At 68.8% G+C, this 21,012-nt stretch carries 15 protein-coding genes; 3 read left to right on the top strand and 12 right to left on the bottom strand.

Annotation, left to right across the window (positions count from 1 at the left end; genetic code table 11):
- Positions 1-74 precede the first annotated feature (74 nt).
- The gene (locus ACQPYK_RS15660) at positions 75-5,762 is read left to right on the top strand and encodes a TIR domain-containing protein (RefSeq protein WP_433255860.1); all 5,688 of its coding nucleotides are present in this window, start codon (positions 75-77) and stop codon (positions 5,760-5,762) included.
- A 160-nt stretch (positions 5,763-5,922) separates the two neighbouring features.
- Here ACQPYK_RS15660 and coaE read toward each other — a convergent pair whose 3' ends face one another.
- The 5 genes from coaE to polA all read right to left on the bottom strand — a co-directional run bounded on the left by coaE (position 5,923) and on the right by polA (position 12,851).
- Positions 5,923-6,525 carry a dephospho-CoA kinase gene (coaE, locus tag ACQPYK_RS15655; RefSeq protein ID WP_433255858.1) on the bottom strand — a complete coding sequence of 201 codons (603 nt, stop codon included), beginning with the start codon at positions 6,523-6,525 and terminating at the stop codon, positions 5,923-5,925.
- 162 nt (positions 6,526-6,687) lie between these two features.
- A complete protein-coding gene (locus tag ACQPYK_RS15650) occupies positions 6,688-7,146 on the bottom strand; it encodes a GNAT family N-acetyltransferase (RefSeq protein WP_433255856.1) in 459 nt (152 codons plus the stop codon).
- 99 nt (positions 7,147-7,245) lie between these two features.
- On the bottom strand, positions 7,246-8,742 hold the full coding sequence (gene rpsA, locus ACQPYK_RS15645) for a 30S ribosomal protein S1 (protein WP_433255854.1): 1,497 nt from the start codon (positions 8,740-8,742) through the stop codon (positions 7,246-7,248).
- A gap of 207 nt (positions 8,743-8,949) precedes the next feature.
- Positions 8,950-10,029 (bottom strand): polysaccharide deacetylase family protein, encoded by a 1,080-nt coding sequence (locus tag ACQPYK_RS15640; protein ID WP_433255852.1) that lies wholly within the window; start codon positions 10,027-10,029, stop codon positions 8,950-8,952.
- Between the two features lie 131 nt (positions 10,030-10,160).
- Positions 10,161-12,851 (bottom strand): DNA polymerase I, encoded by a 2,691-nt coding sequence (polA, locus tag ACQPYK_RS15635; protein WP_433255850.1) that lies wholly within the window; start codon positions 12,849-12,851, stop codon positions 10,161-10,163.
- A 146-nt stretch (positions 12,852-12,997) separates the two neighbouring features.
- On the opposite strand from polA, the gene ACQPYK_RS15630 reads away from it, so the two are divergent.
- Positions 12,998-13,342, top strand: coding sequence for a PaaI family thioesterase (locus ACQPYK_RS15630; protein WP_433258811.1), 345 nt, complete (start codon positions 12,998-13,000; stop codon positions 13,340-13,342).
- A 266-nt stretch (positions 13,343-13,608) separates the two neighbouring features.
- Here the strand turns inward: ACQPYK_RS15630 and ACQPYK_RS15625 are convergent, their stop codons facing one another.
- From ACQPYK_RS15625 to ACQPYK_RS15615, 3 genes are read right to left on the bottom strand one after another with little or no spacing between them, the layout of a single operon-like run.
- Positions 13,609-14,370, bottom strand: coding sequence for an amino acid ABC transporter ATP-binding protein (locus ACQPYK_RS15625; protein WP_433255849.1), 762 nt, complete (start codon positions 14,368-14,370; stop codon positions 13,609-13,611).
- A complete protein-coding gene (locus tag ACQPYK_RS15620) occupies positions 14,367-15,215 on the bottom strand; it encodes an amino acid ABC transporter permease (protein WP_433255848.1) in 849 nt (282 codons plus the stop codon). Before ACQPYK_RS15620 ends, ACQPYK_RS15625 begins: the two co-directional genes overlap by 4 nt.
- A gap of 3 nt (positions 15,216-15,218) precedes the next feature.
- Positions 15,219-16,082 (bottom strand): ABC transporter substrate-binding protein, encoded by an 864-nt coding sequence (locus tag ACQPYK_RS15615; protein WP_433255847.1) that lies wholly within the window; start codon positions 16,080-16,082, stop codon positions 15,219-15,221.
- Between the two features lie 495 nt (positions 16,083-16,577).
- Between ACQPYK_RS15615 and ACQPYK_RS15610 the strand changes: the two genes are divergently transcribed.
- Positions 16,578-17,141, top strand: a complete 564-nt coding sequence (locus ACQPYK_RS15610) for a DUF4352 domain-containing protein (RefSeq protein WP_433255846.1) — start codon at positions 16,578-16,580, stop codon at positions 17,139-17,141.
- Positions 17,142-17,276: 135 nt separating this feature from the next.
- Here the strand turns inward: ACQPYK_RS15610 and ACQPYK_RS15605 are convergent, their stop codons facing one another.
- The 4 genes from ACQPYK_RS15605 to ACQPYK_RS15590 form a co-directional block, all read right to left on the bottom strand.
- The gene (locus ACQPYK_RS15605; RefSeq protein ID WP_433255844.1) at positions 17,277-18,002 is read right to left on the bottom strand and encodes an ABC transporter ATP-binding protein; all 726 of its coding nucleotides are present in this window, start codon (positions 18,000-18,002) and stop codon (positions 17,277-17,279) included.
- On the bottom strand, positions 17,992-18,756 hold the full coding sequence (locus ACQPYK_RS15600; protein WP_433258809.1) for an ABC transporter ATP-binding protein: 765 nt from the start codon (positions 18,754-18,756) through the stop codon (positions 17,992-17,994). Before ACQPYK_RS15600 ends, ACQPYK_RS15605 begins: the two co-directional genes overlap by 11 nt.
- Positions 18,757-18,836: 80 nt before the next feature.
- Complete coding sequence (locus ACQPYK_RS15595) at positions 18,837-19,985, bottom strand: branched-chain amino acid ABC transporter permease (RefSeq protein WP_433243761.1); 1,149 nt, start codon at positions 19,983-19,985, stop codon at positions 18,837-18,839.
- A complete protein-coding gene (locus tag ACQPYK_RS15590) occupies positions 19,982-20,950 on the bottom strand; it encodes a branched-chain amino acid ABC transporter permease (RefSeq protein WP_433243758.1) in 969 nt (322 codons plus the stop codon). Before ACQPYK_RS15590 ends, ACQPYK_RS15595 begins: the two co-directional genes overlap by 4 nt.
- Between the last annotated feature and the right edge of the window lie 62 nt (positions 20,951-21,012).

Here is a 21,012-nt window from a genome sequence, read left to right as displayed (position 1 = left end):
TCGAATCTCTCCAAAACCCCGGCGCCAGAGGCGATACTGAATGCCCGGGCACGACGGCGAGGGGCGGGGACGCGATGGCGCGCGACGACAGGCCGGTCGACATCTTCGTCAGCTACTCCCCCGCCGACGAGCGCTGGGCGTCGTGGATCGCGTGGGAGCTGGAGGCCGCCGGATACCGGACCATGATCCAGGCCTGGGACTTCGTGCCGGGAACCCAGTTCATCGAGTTCATGGACCGCAGCGTCAGCGAGGCCGCGCTGGTGGTGGCGGTGCTGTCGCGCAACTACCTCAAGTCGCGCTGGGGACGAATGGAATGGCAGGCCGCGCTCCGCGCCGACCCGGACAACCCCTCCAACAAGCTGGTCACGATCCGGTTGGAGGACTGCCCGCTGGAGGGGCTGCTGTCCACCATCACCTGGGTCGACCTGGTCGGGGTGGGCGACCCGGACCAGGCACGGAGACTGCTGCTGGAGCGGATCGGACAGGCCCTGGCGGGCCGGGCCAAACCCCTGGACCGGCCGTCGTTCCCCAACGGCCCGGCGACCATCCCCGGCGAGGTGCTGTCCGCGCCGTCGCGGCGCGGACCGGCGCGTGCCCGCCGTACCCCGGTGGCGCCGCCCGCCTACCCGGCCGGCCCGTCGGCGCACGCCCCGCGCGAGTCGATCACGCTGTTGCACGTCGCGGGCCCCCGGTTCGGCCGGGGACTGGCCGCCGAGGACGAGCCGCTGACGGCCGAGGAGCTGCAGCCGAGGATCTGGGCGGACCTGACCCGGCTGCGGGACGCCGGGGTGCCCCGGCCGGATCTGATGATCGTGACCGGCGACCTGACCGAGTCGGGCAGCCGCCGTGAGTTCGGCGAGGCGGCGGCGTTCCTGACCGGGCTGCGGGTGCTGCTCGGGCTGGAGCCGCAGCGGCTGATCGTCGTGCCCGGGCCGCGAGACATCACCAAGGCCGCCTCCCGGGCGTACTTCAGCAACTGCGAGGCCGACGACGTGCGCCCGCAGGCACCGTACTGGCCCAAGTGGCGGCACTTCACCGGCCTGTTCGAGGAGCTCTATCTCGGGCTCGACGGGCCGGAGTTCGACAGTGCCCAGCCATGGACCCTCTTCGCCGTCCCCGACCTGAAGGTCGTGGTGGCCGGCCTGAACTCCACCATGGCCATGAGCCATCGCGAGGAGGATCAGTACGGCTTCATGGGCGAGGCGCAGGCCGCGTGGTTCGCCGAGCGGCTGCGGCCGTTCGAGGAGGCGGGCTGGCTGCGGATCGGCGCGATCGCCCACCCGCCCGCGCACCTGCGCGACGCGGCGACGCTCGAACACCTGCTGGCCGGGCGGCTCAACCTGCTGCTGCACGGGGCGGGCGGCACCGGACCGCAGAGCCCGCTGTGCCTACCCGCCCTCGGCCCGGGCCGCCACCGGCTCATCGAGGTGACCTCCGACGGTCTGCGCCGCTGGGACCGGGACCGCGGCGACCTCGCCCCCGCCGAGGAGGTGTCGCGTCCATGGCACGGCACGGGCGCGACGTTCTCCCCCGCCGGCGTGGCGCCCGCCGCCACACCCCTGGGAGTTCCCCCCGCGAGCGCCGAACCCGAGCGGGCGGCCGCCCCGGCGATGCTGCTGCTGGAGCGGATCGCGGAGGTCTGCGAGACGCGGCACGAACGGGTCAAGATCAGAAAGGTGACCGGCGACGTCCCGCAGCTACTGGTCACCTACCCGGAGGACGGCTTCGTCCGGCAGCTCAGGATAGGCGCGCACGCCGGTGAACTGACCGCTCAGGACGTGGCGGCCTTCGCCGGGCAGGTGCACGCCTCCGGGCTGGAGCACGGCGCCGAGCTGGTCTACCAGGGACCGCCGCCCGCGCAGGCGCTGCGCGAGGAGATGACCCGGCGCGGGCTGCGGCTGCGCAGCTTCACCGAGTTCCAGGGGCTGCTCGACCTGAGCGGATACGTGGCCGACCAGACGGCGCGGCTGCGCGGGGACCGGCGCTACCCTCAGCAGCTGTACGTGCCGCAGCGCTTCCGGGAGCTGGACCGGCCGGGCCGGCACGTCCGGGAGGGGCTCACCGACGAGCTGATGCGGCTGCTAGCCACCGACCACGGCAGGTTCCTGCTGGTGCTGGGCGACTTCGGGCACGGCAAGACCTTCGCCCTGCGCGAGCTGGCCAGGCGGATCCCGGTGGAGCTGCCCCATCTGGTGCCGATCCTGATCGAGCTTCGCGCGCTGGACAAGGCGCACTCGGTGGACGGGCTGGTCGCCGCGCACCTGGCCAACCACGGCGAGGACGTCATCGACCTGAAGGCCTTTCACTACATGCTCCGCCAGGGCCGCATCGTGCTGCTGTTCGACGGGTTCGACGAGCTGGTGACCCGGGTGACCTACGACCGGGCCGCCGACCACCTGGACACGCTGCTGCAGGCCGCCGAGGACAAGGCGAAGATCGTCGTGGCCAGCCGTACCCAGCACTTCAAATCCAGTGCCCAGGTGCTCACCAAGCTCGGCGAGAAGGTGGGTCTCCTGCCGCAGCGGCGCCTCCTCAGCCTGGAAGACTTCACCCGCCCGCAGATCCACTCCTACCTGGTCAACCGCTACGGCGGCGACGAGGCCGCGGCCGGGGACCGCTTCTCGCTGATGAGCGACATCGAGGACCTGCTCGGCCTGGCCGGCAACCCGCGCATGCTCAGCTTCATCGCCGACCTCGACGACCAGCGCCTGACCACCGTCGCCCAGGCCCGGCACACCATCAGCGCGGCGCTGCTGTACGAGGAGATCCTGGGCTCCTGGCTCGCCTTCGAGGAGCGCCGGGTGCGGGATGTGCCGGGCGCGCCCGCCGGGCTGCGCACCGGGGAGCTGTGGCAGGCGGTGACCACGCTGGCGTTGCGGCTGTGGGAGAGCGGGGAGGCCTATCTGCGCCCGGCGGAGCTGGCCGAGGTCGCCGAGACGCTGACCGGCCTGGCGGACGGGCAACTGTCGGGCCAGCAGACCGCGCACGCGGTGGGGACCGGAAGCCTGATGGTCCGCACCGAGGAGGGACTGTTCGGGTTCATCCACTCGTCGGTCATGGAATGGCTGGTGGCCCGGCACATCGCCACCACGCTGGCCGCCCCGGCCGCGCTCGCGCGCAGGCCGCTGTCGCAGCTCACGGTGGAGTTCCTGTGCGATCTGGCCGACGTGCGCGCCTGCCAGGGCTGGGCGGCGGGGGTGCTCGCCGACCCCGGCTCGGACGACGTCTCCCGGACCAACGCCATCAAGATCACCACCCGGTTGCGGACGCCGGCCATGGCCGACCTGCGCGGCGCCAACCTGCGCGGCGAGGACCTGTCCGCGCGAGACCTGCGGGAGGTGGACCTCACCGGCGCGAACCTGACCGATGCCGTCCTGGTCGGGACCGACCTGTCGCGCGCCGTGCTCCGTGACGCGCGGCTGGCCGGGGCCCGGCTGGACGAGGCCCGGCTGACCGGCGCCGACCTGCGCGGCGCCGACCTGACCCGGGCCCGGCTGGCCAGAGCGGACCTGCGGGATGTGACGCTGGCGGGCAGCCGCTGGCAGCGGGCGGCGCTGATCGACGTCACCGGGAGGGTCGCCGGCATCCCCGAACTGCGCGGTGCCGCCATCGCTCCCGGGCAGCCCGTGGAGACCCAGCTGGCCCCGGCCGCGGTCGGCGTGCCGTACGGATATCACTTCCAGACCAGCAGGCTGCCCGAGCCCGTCGCCTACAGCCCCGACGGTGAGACCGTGGTGATCGGCGGCGACGACGGCGGAGTGCTGCTCTGCGACAGCGCCACGGGCCTGCCGGTCAAGAGCCTGCAGGGGCACCGGGGCCGGGTTTACGCCGTCACCTTCAGCCGCTCGGGCGAACTGCTGGCCACCGGGGCGAGCGACGGCACGGTCCGGCTCTGGGACCCGGTGACGGCGAGCGCCTCGCACGTTCTCACCGGCCATCACGAGGGGGTCTGGCCGGTGGTCTTCAGCCCGACCGGCCGGCTGATCGCCGCGGGCGGCGCCGACGGCGTGGTGCGAGTCTGGGACACCGCCACCGGACTGCCGTACCGGGAGCTGTCGGGGCACCAGACACCGGTCTACACCGCGACGTTCGACCCGGGCGGCGACACGCTGGTCACCGGCGACGCGGGCGGGACGATCCGGATGTGGGACGTGCGGACCGGCGAGATCGTACGGACTCTGACCGGCCACCACGGCTCCGTCTACCGCATCGCCTACGACCCCGGCGGCACGCTGCTGGCCGCAGGCGACCGCGAAGGCGTGGTGCGGATCTGGGATCCCCGCAACGGGCGGGTCCTGCACGAGCTGCTCGGGCACACGGGCAGCGTCTACGCGCTGGCCTTCGCCCCCTCCGGCGGGTTGATGGCGACCGGTGACACCGACGGCGGGCTGCGGCTGTGGGACCCGGACTCGGGTGCCTCGCGCGGCGTGCGCACCGGCCATCAGGCCGCCGTCTACCAGGTCGGGTTCAGCCCGGACGGGTCGCTGCTGGCCAGCGCCGACTCCGACGGCGCGGTCCACCTGCAGAGCGCCGCCGACGGCCGTGAGCGGGTGGAGCTGGCCGGCCATCGCGGCTCCGTCTGGCCGTTCGTCTTCCGGCCCGACGGCGGCCAACTGGCCACCAGCAGCAACGACGGCACCATCCGGCTGTGGGATCCGGCCACCGGGCAGTGCCAGCGCCTCCTTCGCGGCCACGGCCGCAAGATCACCTCGGTGCGGTTCAGCGCCGACGGGAGCATGCTGGCGACCAGCGGCAACGACGGAGTCGTGCGGATCTGGGAACCCCGTACGGGCCGCCGCCTGCGGGAGCTCACCGGGCAGGCGGACCGCCTCATCTCGGCCGCCTTCAGCCCGGCCGGTCCCACGCTCGCCACCGCGAGCAACGACGGCGGGGTGCACTTCTGGAACGCCGTCACCGGCGACTACGAGCGCGAACTGGACGTCGAGACCGACCACGTGTGGGCGGAGGCCTTCAGTCCCGGCGGGGACCACATCGCCACCGCCAATGACGACGACAGCGTCTGTGTCTGGTATCGGCCGAGCGGCCGCCAGGTCGTCAAGCTGACCGGCCACCGCGGCCGGGTCCGTTCCATCGCGTTCAGCCCCGACGGCCGTCATGTGGCCACCGGCTGCGATGACCGGATGGTGCGGATCTGGGAGGTGGAGACCGGCGAGTGCGTCGCGAGCCTGCAGGGTCATGCCGACCGGGTGTACTCGGTGGCCTTCAGTCCCGACGGGAGCCGGCTGGTCAGCGCGGGCAACGACGGTGACGCCCGCGTGTGGGACCTATGGCCGGGCCACCCGTCGCAGCCCCGGCTCGTCCACACCCTCACCCGCCACTCCGGACGGCTGTGGACCGCGGCCTTCAGCCCGGACGGCTCACTGCTGGCCACCGGGGGCGACGACCTGGCGGTGCGGCTCTGGGACGCCCGGACCGGCCGGCACCTGCACGCGTTGAGCGGGCACACCCGCCGGATCTGGTCGCTGGCCTTCGCTCCCGGCGGGGATCTGCTGGCCAGCGCGGGCGACGACGGCGTCGTGATCCTCTGGAACCTCCGCTCCGGTACGGCCCCCGCCCAGCGGGCCGTCCTCCTCGGCCTGCCCGAGGGGTGGGCGGCGATCGCGCCGGACGGCCGCTACAAGCTGGTGGGCGACATGGCGGGCCAGTTCTGGTACGTCGTCGGGACCCGCAGGTTCGAACCCGGAGAGCTGGACGCCTACCTGCCCGCGATCGGGCAGATCGCGCTGGACGCCGAGTTCTGACAGAAACGGGTCAGGCGGCCCCGGCACTCGGCGGTTCCGGACGATCCCCGGTCACCTCGGATGGCGGTTCCGGGCGATCCCCGGTCACCTCGGATGGCGGTTCCGGACGATCCCCGGTCACCTCGGATGGCGGTTCCGGGCGATCCCCGGTCGCCCGGACTCAGGCCGCCGCCGCGCGGGCGGACAGATCGGCCCAGAGTTCGTCCACCCGGGCTTCGAGATCCTCCAATGACCCCTCGTTCGGCACCACGAGGTCAGCGATCTTCAGGCGGTCCTCCCTGGTCGCCTGGGCGGCGAGCCGGGCTCGGGCGTCCTGCTCGCTCATGCTCCGCAGCCCGACCAGCCGGGCGAGGCGGGTCTCGTCGGCGGCGTCCACGACGACCACCACGTCGTACATCGGAGCGAGGCCGTTCTCCGCCAGCAGCGGCACATCGTAGACCACGATCGCGTCCTCGTCCGCCTGGTGCTGCAGCTCGGCGACCCGCGCCCCGACCAGCGGGTGCACGATCGCGTTGAGCGAGGCCAGCTTCTCGGAGTCGGCGAAGACGATCGAACCGAGTTTCTCCCGGTTGAGCGAGCCGTCCTCGCGCAGCACCTCTTCGCCGAACACCCCGACGATGCGCGTCAGCCCGTCGGTCCCCGGTTCGACCACCTCGCGGGCGATCTTGTCGGCGTCGATCACCACGGCCCCCCTGGAGGTCAGCCGCCGTGACACCTCGCTCTTGCCCGACCCGATCCCGCCGGTAAGTCCCACCTTCAACATGATCCGCAGCATACGTGGTACGGCCGGCGCCCCGGGATGCCGGGACGCGCGTTCTCACCCTGCGCCGAGCGGCCGCCGGGAGCGCCGGTCACGCGAGCGTGGCCGTGCCGATCACCCGGTAGCCGTGAAGACGAACAGGCCGATAATCGGTGATCTTTCAGGTCATGCCTGGAGTTCTCTGCGCATATGGACGAGGGTGAGGTGGTCGCTCATCCGCTCCCGGCGGGTCTCGCGGTAACCGTGCCGGCGGTAGAGCCTCAGGTTGCCCTCCGACAGGTGCCCGGTGAACAGATCGAATGCCACAGCGGGGACCTCTTCGTGCAGGGCGGCCAGCAGGGTGCCGCCGACACCCCGGCCCTGCGCGTCCGGCGCCACCACCAGGCGGCCGACTCGGCAGGTCGTGCCGGACAGCTGCCCGCGGATCGCGCCGACGATCCGCTTCCCCCTGCGGGCGACCAGCACGGTGCCGGTCTCGACGGCCTTACGGACCTGCTCGGAAGACTCCACCAGCGGCGGGATGAACGGATCCCCGTAGAGCTGTGCCTCGCTCACGTAGGCGGCTCGCTGCACGGTCAGAATCTCACCGGCGTCCTCGGGCTCCGCCCGTTCGATCACAGTCACGGCGCAACCTTAGCTCCCGGGTGGCCACGCGCACGAAAAAGGGCCCCGCCGCAGCGGGGCCCTTCCTCAGATCCTCAGATCTCTACCGTGTCGCCGATGTCAGCTCTGGCCGCCCGCGAGCTTCTCGCGCAGCGCCGCGAGAGCCTCGTCGGAAGCGAGGGCACCCGCCGCCGGAGCGGAGGAGCTGCTGGAGCTGGAGCTCGAACCAGCGGCCGGGGTCTCACCGGAGTAGGACGTGGGGGCAGCCTCGCCCGCCTCGGCCTCGGCCTTGCGGGCCTCCTCGACCTGCTTCTTGTGAGCCTCGAAGCGCGTCTGGGCCTCGGCGTACTGCCGCTCCCACTCGTCGCGCTGCTTCTCGAAGCCCTCGAGCCACTCGCTGGTCTCGGAGTCGAAGCCCTCGGGGTAGATGTAGTTGCCCTGGTCGTCGTAGGTCGCCGCCATGCCGTAGAGCGTGGGGTCGAACTCGATGTCGGCGCCGGTCGCGCTCTCGTTCGCCTGCTTGAGCGACAGCGAGATCCGACGACGCTCCAGGTCGATGTCGATGATCTTCACGAAGATCTCGTCGCCGACCTGGACGACCTGCTCGGGGATCTCGACGTGGCGCTCGGCCAGCTCGGAGATGTGGACCAGGCCCTCGATGCCCTCCTCGACGCGGACGAACGCACCGAACGGCACCAGCTTGGTGACGCGACCCGGGACGACCTGACCGATCTGGTGGGTGCGGGCGAACTGCTGCCAGGGGTCTTCCTGCGTCGCCTTGAGCGACAGGGAGACCCGCTCGCGCTCCATGTCGACGTCGAGAACCTCGACGGTGACCTCCTGGCCGACCTCGACAACCTCGGAGGGGTGGTCGATGTGCTTCCAGGAGAGCTCGGAGACGTGAACCAGACCGTCGACGCCGCCGAGGTCCACGAACGCACCGAAGTTGACGATCGAGGAGACGACGCCCTTGCGGACCTGACCCTTCTGCAGGGTGTTGAGGAACGTCTGGCGAACCTCGGACTGGGTCTGCTCAAGCCAGGCGCGGCGGGAGAGAACCACGTTGTTGCGGTTCTTGTCCAGCTCTATGATCTTCGCCTCGAGCTCACGGCCCACGTACGGCTGAAGGTCACGGACGCGGCGCATCTCGACCAGGGACGCCGGCAGGAAGCCGCGGAGGCCGATGTCGAGGATGAGACCACCCTTGACGACCTCGATGACGGTGCCGGTGACGATGCCGTCCTCGTCCTTGATCTTCTCGATCGTGCCCCAGGCCCGCTCGTACTGAGCGCGCTTCTTGGACAGGATCAGGCGGCCTTCCTTGTCCTCCTTCTGGAGGACAAGGGCCTCGACGTGCTCGCCAACCTCGACGACGTCCGCGGGATCGACATCGTGCTTGATCGAGAGCTCACGCGAGGGGATGACGCCCTCGGTCTTGTAGCCGATGTCGAGCAAAACTTCATCTCGATCGACCTTGACGACGGTGCCCTCGACGATGTCGCCGTCGTTGAAGTACTTGATGGTCAGATCGATCGCTGCGAGGAAGTCTTCCTCGGAACCGATGTCGTTGACCGCTACCTGCGGGGTGCTCGAGGTGGCCTCAGTGCTGCTCGTCATGTGTGGAATTGCTCCGAACGCGGACAGAAGTCGATGTGGCGAACACGCGGCAGGCCTCTTATCGTTCAGCCGAAGGAAAATTCATCGGCGTGACCGAGCGCGAGCCCACTCCGTCCGAGACACGCGCGAGCCCACAGCGCAGCGATCAGCATATGAGACCAGACGAGTCTGGTCAATCCAAAGGCACGACACGCCGGAAATAGGGCGTTAATAGGCATTGACCTGCTGCCTGTGCTTCGAGGTGATGATACCCCGAAATTTTTGCGGTACTGACACGCGATCGGGGTCGCCGTCCGCCGTGTAGCGCCTGTCGGGGTGTTTGCCCAGCCACTCCAGCCAATACTGCGAGCACCACTTGCGGCATTCCCCCTTCTTGCCGTTGCTCTGGATCCGCTGGATGGCCCGCCAGTCGAAGTCCTTGACGAACGGCGATTCCGACGGCTGCGCGCCTGCCAGGAAGACGCCCTTGAATCCGAAGCGGGTTCCGTCCCATTTTCCCGACTGCACGGTAGATCTTTTACGCGGCATCGCGCCGAAGGGCAGCGCCAGCGTGTCGGACGGGCCGGTGCCGAGTTTCTTGAGCAGCCGCTCGATCCGGACGATCTGCTCGGCGATCCGCTTCTTCGACAGACCCGGCAGATAGGGATGGCTCCAGGTGTGGTTGGCCACCTCGAACCCCCGGGAGGTCAGCCACTGCACGGCTCGGGCCTGGTCCCGCTGGCTGCGCAGGCCGAACGGCTGGCGGTTGACCCAGAATGTGGCGACGGGCCGGAAGCCCGGATACTTCTTCGCGACCTGGTAGATGATCTCGACCGCGGTGTCCTTGGCCGGCATGCCGTTGCCGTCCAGGGCGAAGTGGCTGGAGTGCCCGTCGTCGAAGGTCAGCACGACCGGGTGCTTGCCCGCCGGAATGCCGATCTTCCCGGTGACGAACTCCTGCGCGGTGATCGGGACGTAGCCGCCCCTGGCCAGCTTCTCCATCTCCTGACGCACCTGGGAGGGCGTGCGGTCGATGGAGGCCAGCCGCTTTTTCATGATCCGGTGGTACATCAGCACCGGGACCATCCCCGCCTCGTTGGCCTTGACCTGACGGGCGAACTCCGGGGTCGCCTGAACAGGCGGTGGCAGATCGGCCGAGGGAAGATCAGGTGACGGCGACGGCGACGGCGTGCCCGCCACCGCGCCGGTCGCCGCACCCGTCATCGGCGAGGGCCGCGGGACGGCCGCCGTGGGCAGCGTGGCAAGCACCACCACCGCCGCGGCCACCACCACGGCGTTGGCCATCATGATGATCTTCGTGAGGGGGGATGAACTCCGCACAAAACTCCCGTGCCCGTCGAGATACCGGCTGAATCACCACCCTAGAACAGAGTCGGGCAGGCCGGGCAATCCTCAACGATCGGCCTCGGTGACCGGCGTCAGTGACCGGCGTCCTCCCAGGTGCGACCGACACCCACGGAGACCTCCAGCGGGACCCGCAGGGAATAGGCCGCGTTCATCCGGTCGGTGACCAGCTCACGCAGGGTCTCCAGCTCTCCCGGCGCCACCTCGAACACGAGCTCGTCGTGGACCTGCAGGAGCATGCGGGAGCTCAGGGCCGCTTCCTTGAGGGCGTCGCGCACGTTGAGCATGGCGACCTTGATGATGTCGGCCGCCGACCCCTGGATCGGCGCGTTGAGCGCCATCCGCTCGGCCATGTCCCGGCGCTGGCGGTTGTCGCTGTTCAGGTCGGGCAGATAGCGGCGGCGGCCCATGATCGTCTCGGTGTAGCCGTCCTGCCTGGCCTGCGCGACGATCGCGTTGAGGAAGTCGCGGACGCCGCCGAACTCCTCGAAGTATTCCTCCTTGAGCGCCTTCGCCTCCGGCACCGGGATGTTGAGCTGCCCGGACAGCCCGAAGTCCGACAGGCCGTAGGCCAGGCCGTAGTTCATCGCCTTGATCTTGGCGCGCATCTCCCCCGTCACCTGCTCGGGCTTGATGTCGAAGACCCGCGCGGCGGTGGCCTGGTGGAAGTCGTGCCCGGACTCGAAGGCCGCGATCAGCGACTCGTCGCCGGACAGGTGGGCCATGATCCGCAGTTCGATCTGGCTGTAGTCGGCGGTCAACAGGGTTTCGTAACCGGACCCGACCACGAAGCCCTGCCGGATCCGGCGGCCCTCCAGGGTGCGGATCGGGATGTTCTGCAGGTTGGGCTTCTCCGAGCTGAGCCGCCCGGTGGCCGCCACGATCTGGTTGAACGTGGTGTGGATCCGCCCGTCGTCGGCGATCTCCTTGATCAGGCCCTCGACCGTGATCTTGAGCTTGGCCTGGTCACGGTGGCGCAGCATGATGGTCGGCAGCTCGTGGTCGGTCTGCGCGGCCAGCCAGGCCAGCGCGTCGGCGTCGGTGGTGTAGCCGGTCTTGGTCTTCTTGGTCTTGGGCAGGTTCAGCCGGACGAACAGGATCTCCTGCAACTGCTTGGGCGAGCCCAGGTTGAACTGCTCCCCGACGGCCGCGTGCGCCGCCTCGACGGCCTGCTTCACCGAGGCGCCGAACTCGGCCTCCAGGGCGCTGAAGTGGGCGCTGTCGGCGGCGATCCCGGCCCGCTCCAGCTCGGCGAGCACGGTCACCAGCGGCAGCTCCACCTCGCGCATCAGGTGGGTGCCGCCGCGCGGCTCCAGGAAGGCCTCCAGCGCCTCGGCCAGCTCCCGCACGGCCATGGCCCGCAGGCCCAGCTCCCGGGCCGCGTCGTCGTCCTCGTCGTCGAAGAGGCTGGCCTGGCCGCCGGTCTCGGCCTCGCTGCGCAGCTCGCGCTGAAGATAGGCCCGCACGAGGTCCTCCAGCGGGAAGGTCCGCTGTCCCGGCATCGCCAGGTAGGCCGCCAGCGCCGTGTCACAGGTCAGGCCGCGCAGATCCATCCCCTGCGCCCACAGCGCCAGCATCGGCCCCTTGGCGTCGTGCACGGCCTTGGGACGGGACTCGTCGCAGAGCCAGGCGCGCAGAGCCGTCTCGTCGTCCTCGGTCAGCGCGGTGGGGTCGATGAAGGCGGCGCGGCCGCCGGGGGCGGCGATCGCGATGCTGTCGATCCGGCCCGTGCCGCTGCCGTAGGCGCCCTTGAAGGCGAGCCCGGCCCGGCCCTCGGGCAGCTCCCGCAGCCACTCCGCCACCTGGCCGGGGCCGAGCGCGACGGCCTCGACCTCGAAGCCCTCCTCGGCCCCCACCTCGGCGGAGCCGAGCGTCTTGAACAGCCGGTCGCGCAGCTCCCCGCGGAACTCCAGCGTGTCGAGAATCTTGTTGATCTCCTCGCGGTCTCCTTGGCCGATCGTCAGGCCGGAGACCTCGTGCTCCAGCGGGACGTCGCGCATGAGCTGGGTGAGGCGGCGGTTCATCAGGACCTGGTCGAGGTGGTCGCGGAGCTTGTCGCCGACCTTGCCCTTGACCTCGTCGATCCGGTTGACCAGCTCCTCCAGCGAGCCGAACTCGCGGATCCACTTGGCCGCGGTCTTCTCTCCCACCCCGGGGATGTTCTTCAGGTTGTCGCTGGAGTCGCCGCGGATGGCCGCGAAGTCGGGGTACTGGACGGGGGTGAGCTCGTACTTCTCCAGCACCGCCTCGGGGGTGAACCTGGTCATGTTGCTGATCCCGACCCGGGTCATCAGCACCGTCACGCGCTCGTCGACCAGCTGCAGCGCGTCACGGTCGCCGGTGACGACCAGGACGTTCATCCCCTGCCCGGCGGCCTGGGTGGCGAGGGTGGCGATCAGGTCGTCGGCTTCGTAGCCCGCCAGCGACAGGTGCGGGACGCGCAGCGCGTCGAGCATCTCGTGGATCAGGCTCATCTGGCTGCGGAAACTGTCGGGGCTCGCGCTCCGGTTCGCCTTGTAGTCGGAGTACTCCTCGTGCCGGAACGTCGGCTCCGACCGGTCGAAGCAGACCGCCACGTGCGTGGGCTGCTCGTCGCGGAGCACGTTGACCAGCATCGACGTGAATCCGTAGACCGCGTTTGTCGTCTGACCCGTCGTCGTGGAGAAATTCTCCTCCGGCAGGGCGTAGAAGGCCCGGTAGGCCAGTGAATGCCCGTCCAGCAGCAGGAGACACGGACGATTGGGGGTCGCTTCGCTCTTCGGCACAACGGAAGCCTAGTCTGCTGGTGCGACAGAAAACCTGGCCGCGCACGACAGGAGACGTCCCCTTGACCATGCCAGACCTCGCGGAAGTGGCCCGTCGCCTGGAAGAGCGGCTCGGCGCCTCCTACCGCGACACGCTCGTGGAGCGGATGGGCATCGAGATCACCGAGGCCACCCCCGAGCGCGTGGTCGGCCGGATGCCGGTCGAGGGCAACGTCCAGCTGTACGGCGTGCTGCACGGCGGCGCCTCGTGCGTGCTCGCCGAGACCCTCGGCTCGACCGGTGCGAGCCTCCACGCGGGCGCCGGACGCATGGCCGTGGGTGTCGAGATCAGCGCCACCCACCACCGTCCGGCCGGTTCCGGGCACGTCACCGGTGTGGCGACCCTCCTTCACGGGGGCCGGACGCTCGCCACCTACGACATCGAGATCACCGACGATCAGGGCCGGCGCGTGTGCACCTCACGGCTCACCTGCATGTTGCGCGACGTTTGATCACATGCATATTCGTCCGTAACAGCACCTCACCTTTTGGACTCTTGCCACATGAGTCGCTACCGTGGGTGACAGCGACGCCCGCGGGGAGGCTGAGTAGAAAACGTGCAGGGTCGGGGAAGCTCTGCACGGCGCCAAAGGCCTCTCCCGGGCTCGCGTAGCCGCATGCCGGCGTGCGGCCGGCATGCGGCTGACACGCGGCGCGCATACGGTGAACAAGGCAGAGCCCGCGCCACGCGGGCGCGGGCTTCACCGGAGCGAACGCCTCAGACGTCGGTGTGGGTGGGGTCGAGCACGCGGCGCAGGAAGGTCTTGGTGCGCTCGTGCTTCGGGTCGCCGATCACCTGGGCGGCCGGACCGTCCTCCACGATCACGCCCCCGTCCATGAAGACCACCCGGTCGGCCACGTCCCGGGCGAACGCCATCTCGTGGGTGACCACGAGCATGGTCATCCCCTCCTCGGCCAGCTTGCGCATGACCGTGAGCACGTCGCCGACCAGCTCCGGGTCGAGCGCCGAGGTGGGCTCGTCGAAGAGCATCAGCGCCGGGCTCATCGCCAGCGCCCTGGCGATGGCCACGCGCTGCTGCTGACCGCCGGACATCTGCAGCGGATAGGCGTCGCACTTGTCGGCGATGCCGACCTTCTCCAGGTTCTCCCTGGCGATCTTCTCGGCCTCCGCCCTGCCCCGCTTGAGCACCCGCCGCTGGGCGATCATGACGTTCTGCAGCGCGGTCATGTGGGGGAACAGGTTGAACTGCTGGAAGACCATGCCGACCCGGCGACGGGCGGCGTCGATGTCGACGTCGCGGTCGGTCAGCTCGATGCCCTCCAGGACCACCTTGCCCGACGTGGGCTGCTCCAGCAGGTTCACGCAACGAAGCAGCGTGGACTTGCCCGACCCCGACGGTCCGATGACGCAGACCACCTGGCCGGGGTCGACGGCGAAGTCGATCCCCTTCAGCACCTCGAGCTTGCCGAAACGCTTGTGCAGGTCACGAATCTCGACCGCGTGGTTCACCGGAGTCACCGTCCCCTCGCCTGACGCTTCTCCAGCCGGGACGCGAGATAGCCCAGCGGGATGGTGACCAGAAGGTACGTCACGCCGACGACCAGGATCGGCGTGGCGTTGGCGAAGGTCGACGCCATGTCGTTGCCGAATTTCGTGAGCTCGACGTACTCACCGGAGACGCCGAGGAACAGCACCAGCGAGGAGTCCTTGAGCAGGGACACGAACTGGTTGGTCGTCGGCGGGATCACGATGCGCACCGCCTGCGGGATGACGATGGTCGTCATGGCCCGCGCGTGTGACATGCCCAGCGAGCGCGCCGCCTCCATCTGCCCCTTGGGAACCGCCTGCAGTCCGGCGCGGAGCGTTTCGGCCATGTAGGCCGAACCCACGATGGTCAGGCCCAGGATGCCCTGGCCGTAGGTTCCGCCGGGCACCTCGAAGCCCGGCAGGGCCAGCGGCAGGAACAGGATGAGCAGGAAGATCAGCAGCGCCGGCAGGCCCCGGAAGACCTCGATGTAGGCGATCGCGATCCACCGGTAGGGCCGCACCGAGGACATCCGCATCAGCGCGAACAGCAGACCGAGAAGGAAGGCGAAGAAGAAGCCGCCCACCGAGTAGATGATCGTGTTCTTCAGCGCGACCGTGAACAGGTCCGGCAGCGTCTCCCCCGCGACCTCGGGCTTGGCGAAGTTCTCGGCGAGCTTGCCCCACTCGATGCGCAGAAGGAGGAAGGCCACGGCGGCCACCAGCACGACGTACTGGACGGTCCGGCTGATCTGCTGTTTCTTACGGGGACTGAGCCCGGTCCTGGGGGGAACGCCCCCGTCAGGACCGGGCTCGGTCTTCATCGACTGGTCGGTCATGGATCAGCCGAGCTCGCCGGGCTTCTTGCCGAACCACTTCACGAAGATCTGCTCGTAAGTGCCGTCCGACTTCGCCGTGGTGATCACATCGTTGATGGTCTTGAGCAGGATCGGGTCGGCGCCCTTCTTCAGGCCGATGCCGTACTGCTCACCGGTGTCCAGGCTGCCGATCAGTTCGAACTTGTCGGCGATCTCCGGCTTCTTCAGCCAGGTCAGGACGACGGGCAGGTCCTGGACGATCACGTCCACCTGGCCGGACTGCAGACCCAGGAGCTCCTTGGGGGAGTCGGCGAACTCCTTGGGGTTGAGACCCTGCTTCTTGACGTACTCGAGACCCGTGGTCGAGGCCTGGGCGCCGAGCTTGAGGTTCTTGGCCTTGATCTCGTCCAGCGTCTTGACGCCCAGGCCCTTCTTCGCCAGCAGCGCCTGGGTGGCGTCGAAGTAGGGTACGGAGAAGTCGATGTTCGCCTGACGCTCCGGGGTGATGGTCATGCCCGCGGCCGCCACGTCACACTTGCCCGCAGCCATCGCCGCGCCGCTCTTGATGACGGCGAAGTCGATGTCGACGATCTCCTGTGTCAGGCCGAGCTTCTTGGCCGCCAGGTCGACGATGTCGACATCGAAGCCCACGACCTTGTCGCCCTGCTTGAACTGGAAGGGCTCGTACGGAAGGTTGGTGCAGGTGGTCAACTTGCCGGGGGTGACCAGCTTGGGACCACCCGCAGCCGCTGGGGCGTTCGACGAGGCACTGTCACTGGTGCTCGCACCGGTGGTGCCGCCGCCGCCGCAGGCGGACAGGCCGAGCGCACCGGCGACGACCATCGCACCCACCGCGATCGCGCGGCGGGGAACAAAACTCAGGCCCACAAAGGCCTCCTTACGGTCAATGTCGCATCTCGAACAGACACCTCAGTGCTGGCGATGCTGCCCCACCTGCATAACCATGCAGATCACTGATGCGACACAATTCGGACAACAACCACGTTCGGATTCGCCTGGTCGGTGCCCTGTTCCGGCACAGATCCCGGCGCGCCCGTTCATCGAACGGTCAACGGCCCCTCTTCGAGCCGACCGTCACGGACTCAAGCCGGTTGGATCGAGTCCTGGGACATGAAAATAGCCTATATCCGCAGTTCAAGTCGGTTTCACCTCGCCCGGCGAACACGGAAGGTCACCCCGGCTGCAGCTTTCCGCCCATGCGACGGCGATCCGGGTGCCTCAAACCGGTTCCCGGAACCCGCCAAACAATGCAAAATCTCTTTTCGCCTGCCGTACACCGAAGAGAGCGTCGTGTTCTCCGGCGGAAGACGCCGAGCATCGAAGCGTTGAACCCGGCGCCCCGGCTCGGTTAGGTTGCCCGATGTGCGCAGCCCTCTCACGCGGTTCACCGTCGCCGCCCTGGTCGGTCTCCTTCTCACCGGCTGCACCGAGACCGGCCGGCCGGGGTCGGCGCCCTCGGCCACGCCCACTCCCACTCCCACCTACAACCTGGCCCCGCGCCCGGTACGGCCCGGCGAGCGTCCGATCAACGCCCGTCCGGTGACCGACGGCGACGGCCGCTTCCAGGTGATCGGCCTGCAGACGGGCCTGAGCACGATCTTCGGCACCCACGCCGAATGGCCGGCCAAGGGCCAGTACGTGGCCGTGCGCGTCGTCGTGGAGAACCCGGGCCGCGCCAACTCGCGCTTCGACGCCAAACGACAGAAGCTCGTCACCGCCGACGGCGCGACCTACGGCATCAACAGGTTCGTCCAGGCCATCAAACGCCAGCCCGACACGCTCCCGCTCGGCGCCGAGGTCAGGATCGAGCTCGACCTGTGGTTCGACATCCCCAAGGACGCGAAGGTCGCCGCGATCCAGCTGTTCGGCGACCCACCGCTCGGCGTCGGCGGCAGCACCGACGGGGTCAAGGTCCCCCTGCCCTGAGCGCGACCTGGGCACAGGGCCCGGCGTCGTCTGGACGGGTCCTGAGCGGGCCCGCCGCGCACGGGTGCGCGGCGGGCCCGTCCGGTGCCTACCGTACGGTCCACACCTGAGTGAGGGGCTCGTCCGACGCGCCGGCTAGTGCGGTGTGTCGTGCCCGAGACCGCCGCCGAGGTAGGCGGCTTGGACATCGGGATCGTTGAGCAACTCGGCCGCCGGCGCGCTCTTGACGACCTTGCCGGTCTCCAGCACATACGCCCGATGCGCGAGCTTGAGCGCCTGCTGAGCGTTCTGCTCCACCAGCAACACCGTGGTCCCCCGCCGGTTGATCTCCTCGATGATGGTGAAGATCTGCTGCACCATCAACGGCGCCAGCCCCATCGACGGCTCATCCAGCAACAACACCTTCGGCTTGGCCATCAACGCCCGGCCGATGGCCAGCATCTGCTGCTCACCCCCCGACATCGTGCCGCCCATCTGGGTCCGCCGCTCGGCCAGCCGCGGAAACAGCTCATAGACCTCCGCCAGATCGGCGGTGAAGTCACCCGAGCGGGAGTAGGCACCCATCAGCAGGTTGTCGTGCACCGTCATCCCGGGAAACACCCCGCGACCCTCGGGCGCCTGCCCCAGCCCGGCCATCACCCGCTTGTGCCCGGCCATCTTGCTGATATCGACGCCGTCGAAGACGATGCTGCCCGACGACAGACCCCGCAGCCCCGAGATCGTCTTCAGCGTGGTGGTCTTACCCGCCCCGTTGGCGCCGATCAGCGTGACGATCTCGCCCTCGTTCACCTGCGCCGAGATGCCCTTGAGCGCCTCGATCTTGCCGTAGTGGACACGAATGTCGTTGATCTCAAGAAGCATCGGCCGGAGCCCCCAAATACGCCTCGACGACCCGGGGGTCGTTTCGCACCTCATCCGGCAGCCCATCGGCGATCTTCTGGCCGAAGTCCAGCACCGCGATCCGGTCGCTGATGCCCATGATGAGGCTCATGTCATGCTCGATGATCAAAATGGTGCGGCCGGCGTCGCGGATGTCGCGGATCAGCTGCTGCAGCGCGACCTTCTCGGCCGGGTTCATCCCGGCCGCCGGCTCATCCAGCAGCAGCAGCTTGGGCTGGGTGGCCAGCGCCCGGGCGATCTCCAGCCGGCGCTGGTCGCCGTAGGGCAGGTTCTTGGCCGCGTGCTCGGCCCGGTGCGCGATCCCGACGAAGTCGAGCAGCTCCATCGCCAGCTGCCGGCCCTGCCGTTCGGCCTGGCGGTGCCAGGGCAGGCCCAGCGCCACGCTGACCATGCCCGCGCGGTGGTGGGCATCGGCGCCGACCATGACGTTCTCGATCGCGGTCATGTTGTGAAACAGCCGGATGTTCTGGAAGGTCCGGGCGATACCCCGCTTGGTGATCTTGAAGCGTTTGACGCCGCTGATCTTCTCGCCCTGGAAGCGCACCTGTCCCTCGGTCGGCTGGTAGACGCCGGTGATCACGTTGAACACCGTGGTCTTGCCCGCACCGTTCGGGCCGATCAGCGCGAAGATCTCCCCCTCGTTGATGGTGAAGTCCACATTCTTCAGCGCGGTGACGCCGCCGAAGCGCATCACCACGTTGTCCAGCTGCAGCATCGTCCGCCCAGTCGCCGCACCGGCCACCGGGGTGCTGGCGTTGCCGCCGTTGGTCGTGTCGGTCGTGTTGTTGTCGGCGCTCACTTGGAGGCCACCTCCTCGCCCCGTGACTCGGGCCCGGGCACCTCGGCGCCGAGCGTGCCCATCCCGCCCGAGCCCTCCTGCAACTCCGCCTTACGCTGCCGGGAGGGCAGCAACCCCTGCGGACGGAAGATCATCAGCGCCACCAGCACCGCGCCGAAGATCAGCATGCGGTACTCCTGCAGACCCCGGAAACGCTCCGGCAGCCACGCCACCACGAACGCCCCCAGCATCACCCCCGGCAAATTGCCCGCGCCGCCCATGACCACCGCGGCCAAAATCGTCGCCGACAACAGGAACTGGAAATCGTTCGGGTTGATTGAGATGACCTTCGAGGCCCACAACACGCCCATCGTCCCGCCGATCGAGGCGCCGATGGCGAAGGCCAGCATCTTGAACCTAAACGTGGGCACGCCCATCACCTCGGCCGCGTCCTCATCCTCCCGGATCGCCGCCCAGGCCCGGCCGACCCGGCTCTTCTCCCACCGCTTGACCAAAATGATCACGATCACGGCGAGCGCGACCAGCAGGTAGTAATACGGCCGCGGATCCAGCACCCCGTACTTGAAGACCTTGACCCCGAACAGCTCGAAACCCTCGCCCCAACTGGGCGGGTGCGGAATGCCGCGGATACCGTTCGGGCCGCCGATCGCGTCGGTGTTGCGGGCGGTGATCCGGATGATCTCACCGAAGCCCAGCGTGACGATCGCCAGATAGTCGCCGCGCAACCGCAGCGTCGGACCACCCAACGTGATCCCCGACAACGCGCAGATCGCGATGCCCACCACCAAGATGAGCCAGAAGTTCCAGCCCAGCCGGGTCCCGAGCAGTGCCATCGAATAGCCGCCGACCGCGTAAAACGCGACATAGCCCAGGTCGAGCAGGCCGGCCTGACCGACCACCACGTTCAACCCGATGGCCAACACCACATAGGTGCCGATCGGGAAGAACAGGATGCTCGCCCAGTCGGTGTAGGGCGACATGAACGAGCCGATGCTCTCGGAGGGCAGCAGCAGCGCGCCGATGATCAGCGCCACGTACAGCATCCACCGCTGCCAGCCCGGCGTGCTCAGCCACCGCTCATGCAGCACATCGCCGTAGTGGCCGGCCTTGTGCCGGAAGGCTTCCAGGGAGTTTTTGTGGTTCATGCGCGCGCCTGCTGAAGTGATTCACCGAGGATGCCGGTGGGCCGGAACATCAAGACCAAGACCAAGATGGTGAAGGAGATCACGTGTTTCCAGTCGGAGCCGAAGAAGATCGCTCCGTAGTTCTCCACCAGGCCGAGCACGACTCCGCCGACCAACGCGCCCCGCAGGTTACCGATCCCGCCCAGTACCGCCGCGGTGAACGCCTTGATCCCGAACAGGAACCCGATGTAGTAGTTGGTGTTTTCATAGGAGATCAGATACAGCGCGCCGGCCACGCCGGCCATGCCGCCGCCGATCAAGAACGTCATCCGCACGATTCGGTTGATGTCCACCCCCATCAGCACCGCCGCCTCGGGGTCTTGTGCGGTGGCGCGGATGCCGCGGCCGATCTTCGTGCGGTTGACCAGCGCGTCCAGCGCGATCATCATGCCGATCGCGGCCACGATCACCAGGACCTGATCGACCCGCACCGAGTGACCGAACAGTGAAAACAGTTCGGTCTTTTCCATCAGCCGGGGCAGGCCCATCTGGATGCGGCCCTGCTGCGGGCGGTTGAACACCTGCGGGATGACCAGCAGGGCGAACAGTTCCTGCAGGAAGATCGACGCGCCGATCGCCGAGATCAGCGCGGCCAGCCGGGAGGCGCCGCGCCTGCGTAGCGGCCGGTAGGCGATCTGTTCCAGCGCGATCGCGGTGCCGGCCGAGGCCAGCATGCCGGCCAGGATCATCGCGATGATCACACCGACCAGGGCCAGGCCGGTGAGCGCGGAATTGATACCGAGCACGAACGGGACGAACATCGCCCCGAACGTGCCGATCATGAACACTTCGGAATGCGCGAAATTGATCAGCCGCAGCACGCCGTACACCATGGTGTAGCCGAGCGCGATCAGGGCGTAGATCGAGCCGAAGGCCAGGCCATCGATCGTGGCCGGCCAGAACTGGTTGATGAAGTCATTGAGCACTAGGGGTTACCACTTCTAGCGGGGGTCGCCTGCACTGCCGGTAGCACACCGCTTCCAGCAGG

Source organism: Streptosporangium sp. CA-135522, assembly GCF_050949235.1.
GTDB lineage: Bacteria > Actinomycetota > Actinomycetes > Streptosporangiales > Streptosporangiaceae > Streptosporangium.
This window is presented reverse-complemented; position numbering and strand designations above follow the sequence as displayed.

Coding starts and splice junctions, on each gene's coding strand:
- rpsA (WP_433255854.1), bottom strand. CDS start 8,742: ATGACGAGCAGCACTGAGGCCACCTCGAGCACCCCGCAGGTAGCGGTC.
- ACQPYK_RS15630 (WP_433258811.1), top strand. CDS start 12,998: ATGGGCATCGAGATCACCGAGGCCACCCCCGAGCGCGTGGTCGGCCGG.
- ACQPYK_RS15640 (WP_433255852.1), bottom strand. CDS start 10,029: ATGATGGCCAACGCCGTGGTGGTGGCCGCGGCGGTGGTGGTGCTTGCC.
- ACQPYK_RS15660 (WP_433255860.1), top strand. CDS start 75: ATGGCGCGCGACGACAGGCCGGTCGACATCTTCGTCAGCTACTCCCCC.
- coaE (WP_433255858.1), bottom strand. CDS start 6,525: ATGTTGAAGGTGGGACTTACCGGCGGGATCGGGTCGGGCAAGAGCGAG.
- ACQPYK_RS15620 (WP_433255848.1), bottom strand. CDS start 15,215: ATGACCGACCAGTCGATGAAGACCGAGCCCGGTCCTGACGGGGGCGTT.
- ACQPYK_RS15600 (WP_433258809.1), bottom strand. CDS start 18,756: ATGCTGCAGCTGGACAACGTGGTGATGCGCTTCGGCGGCGTCACCGCG.
- ACQPYK_RS15605 (WP_433255844.1), bottom strand. CDS start 18,002: ATGCTTCTTGAGATCAACGACATTCGTGTCCACTACGGCAAGATCGAG.
- ACQPYK_RS15595 (WP_433243761.1), bottom strand. CDS start 19,985: ATGAACCACAAAAACTCCCTGGAAGCCTTCCGGCACAAGGCCGGCCAC.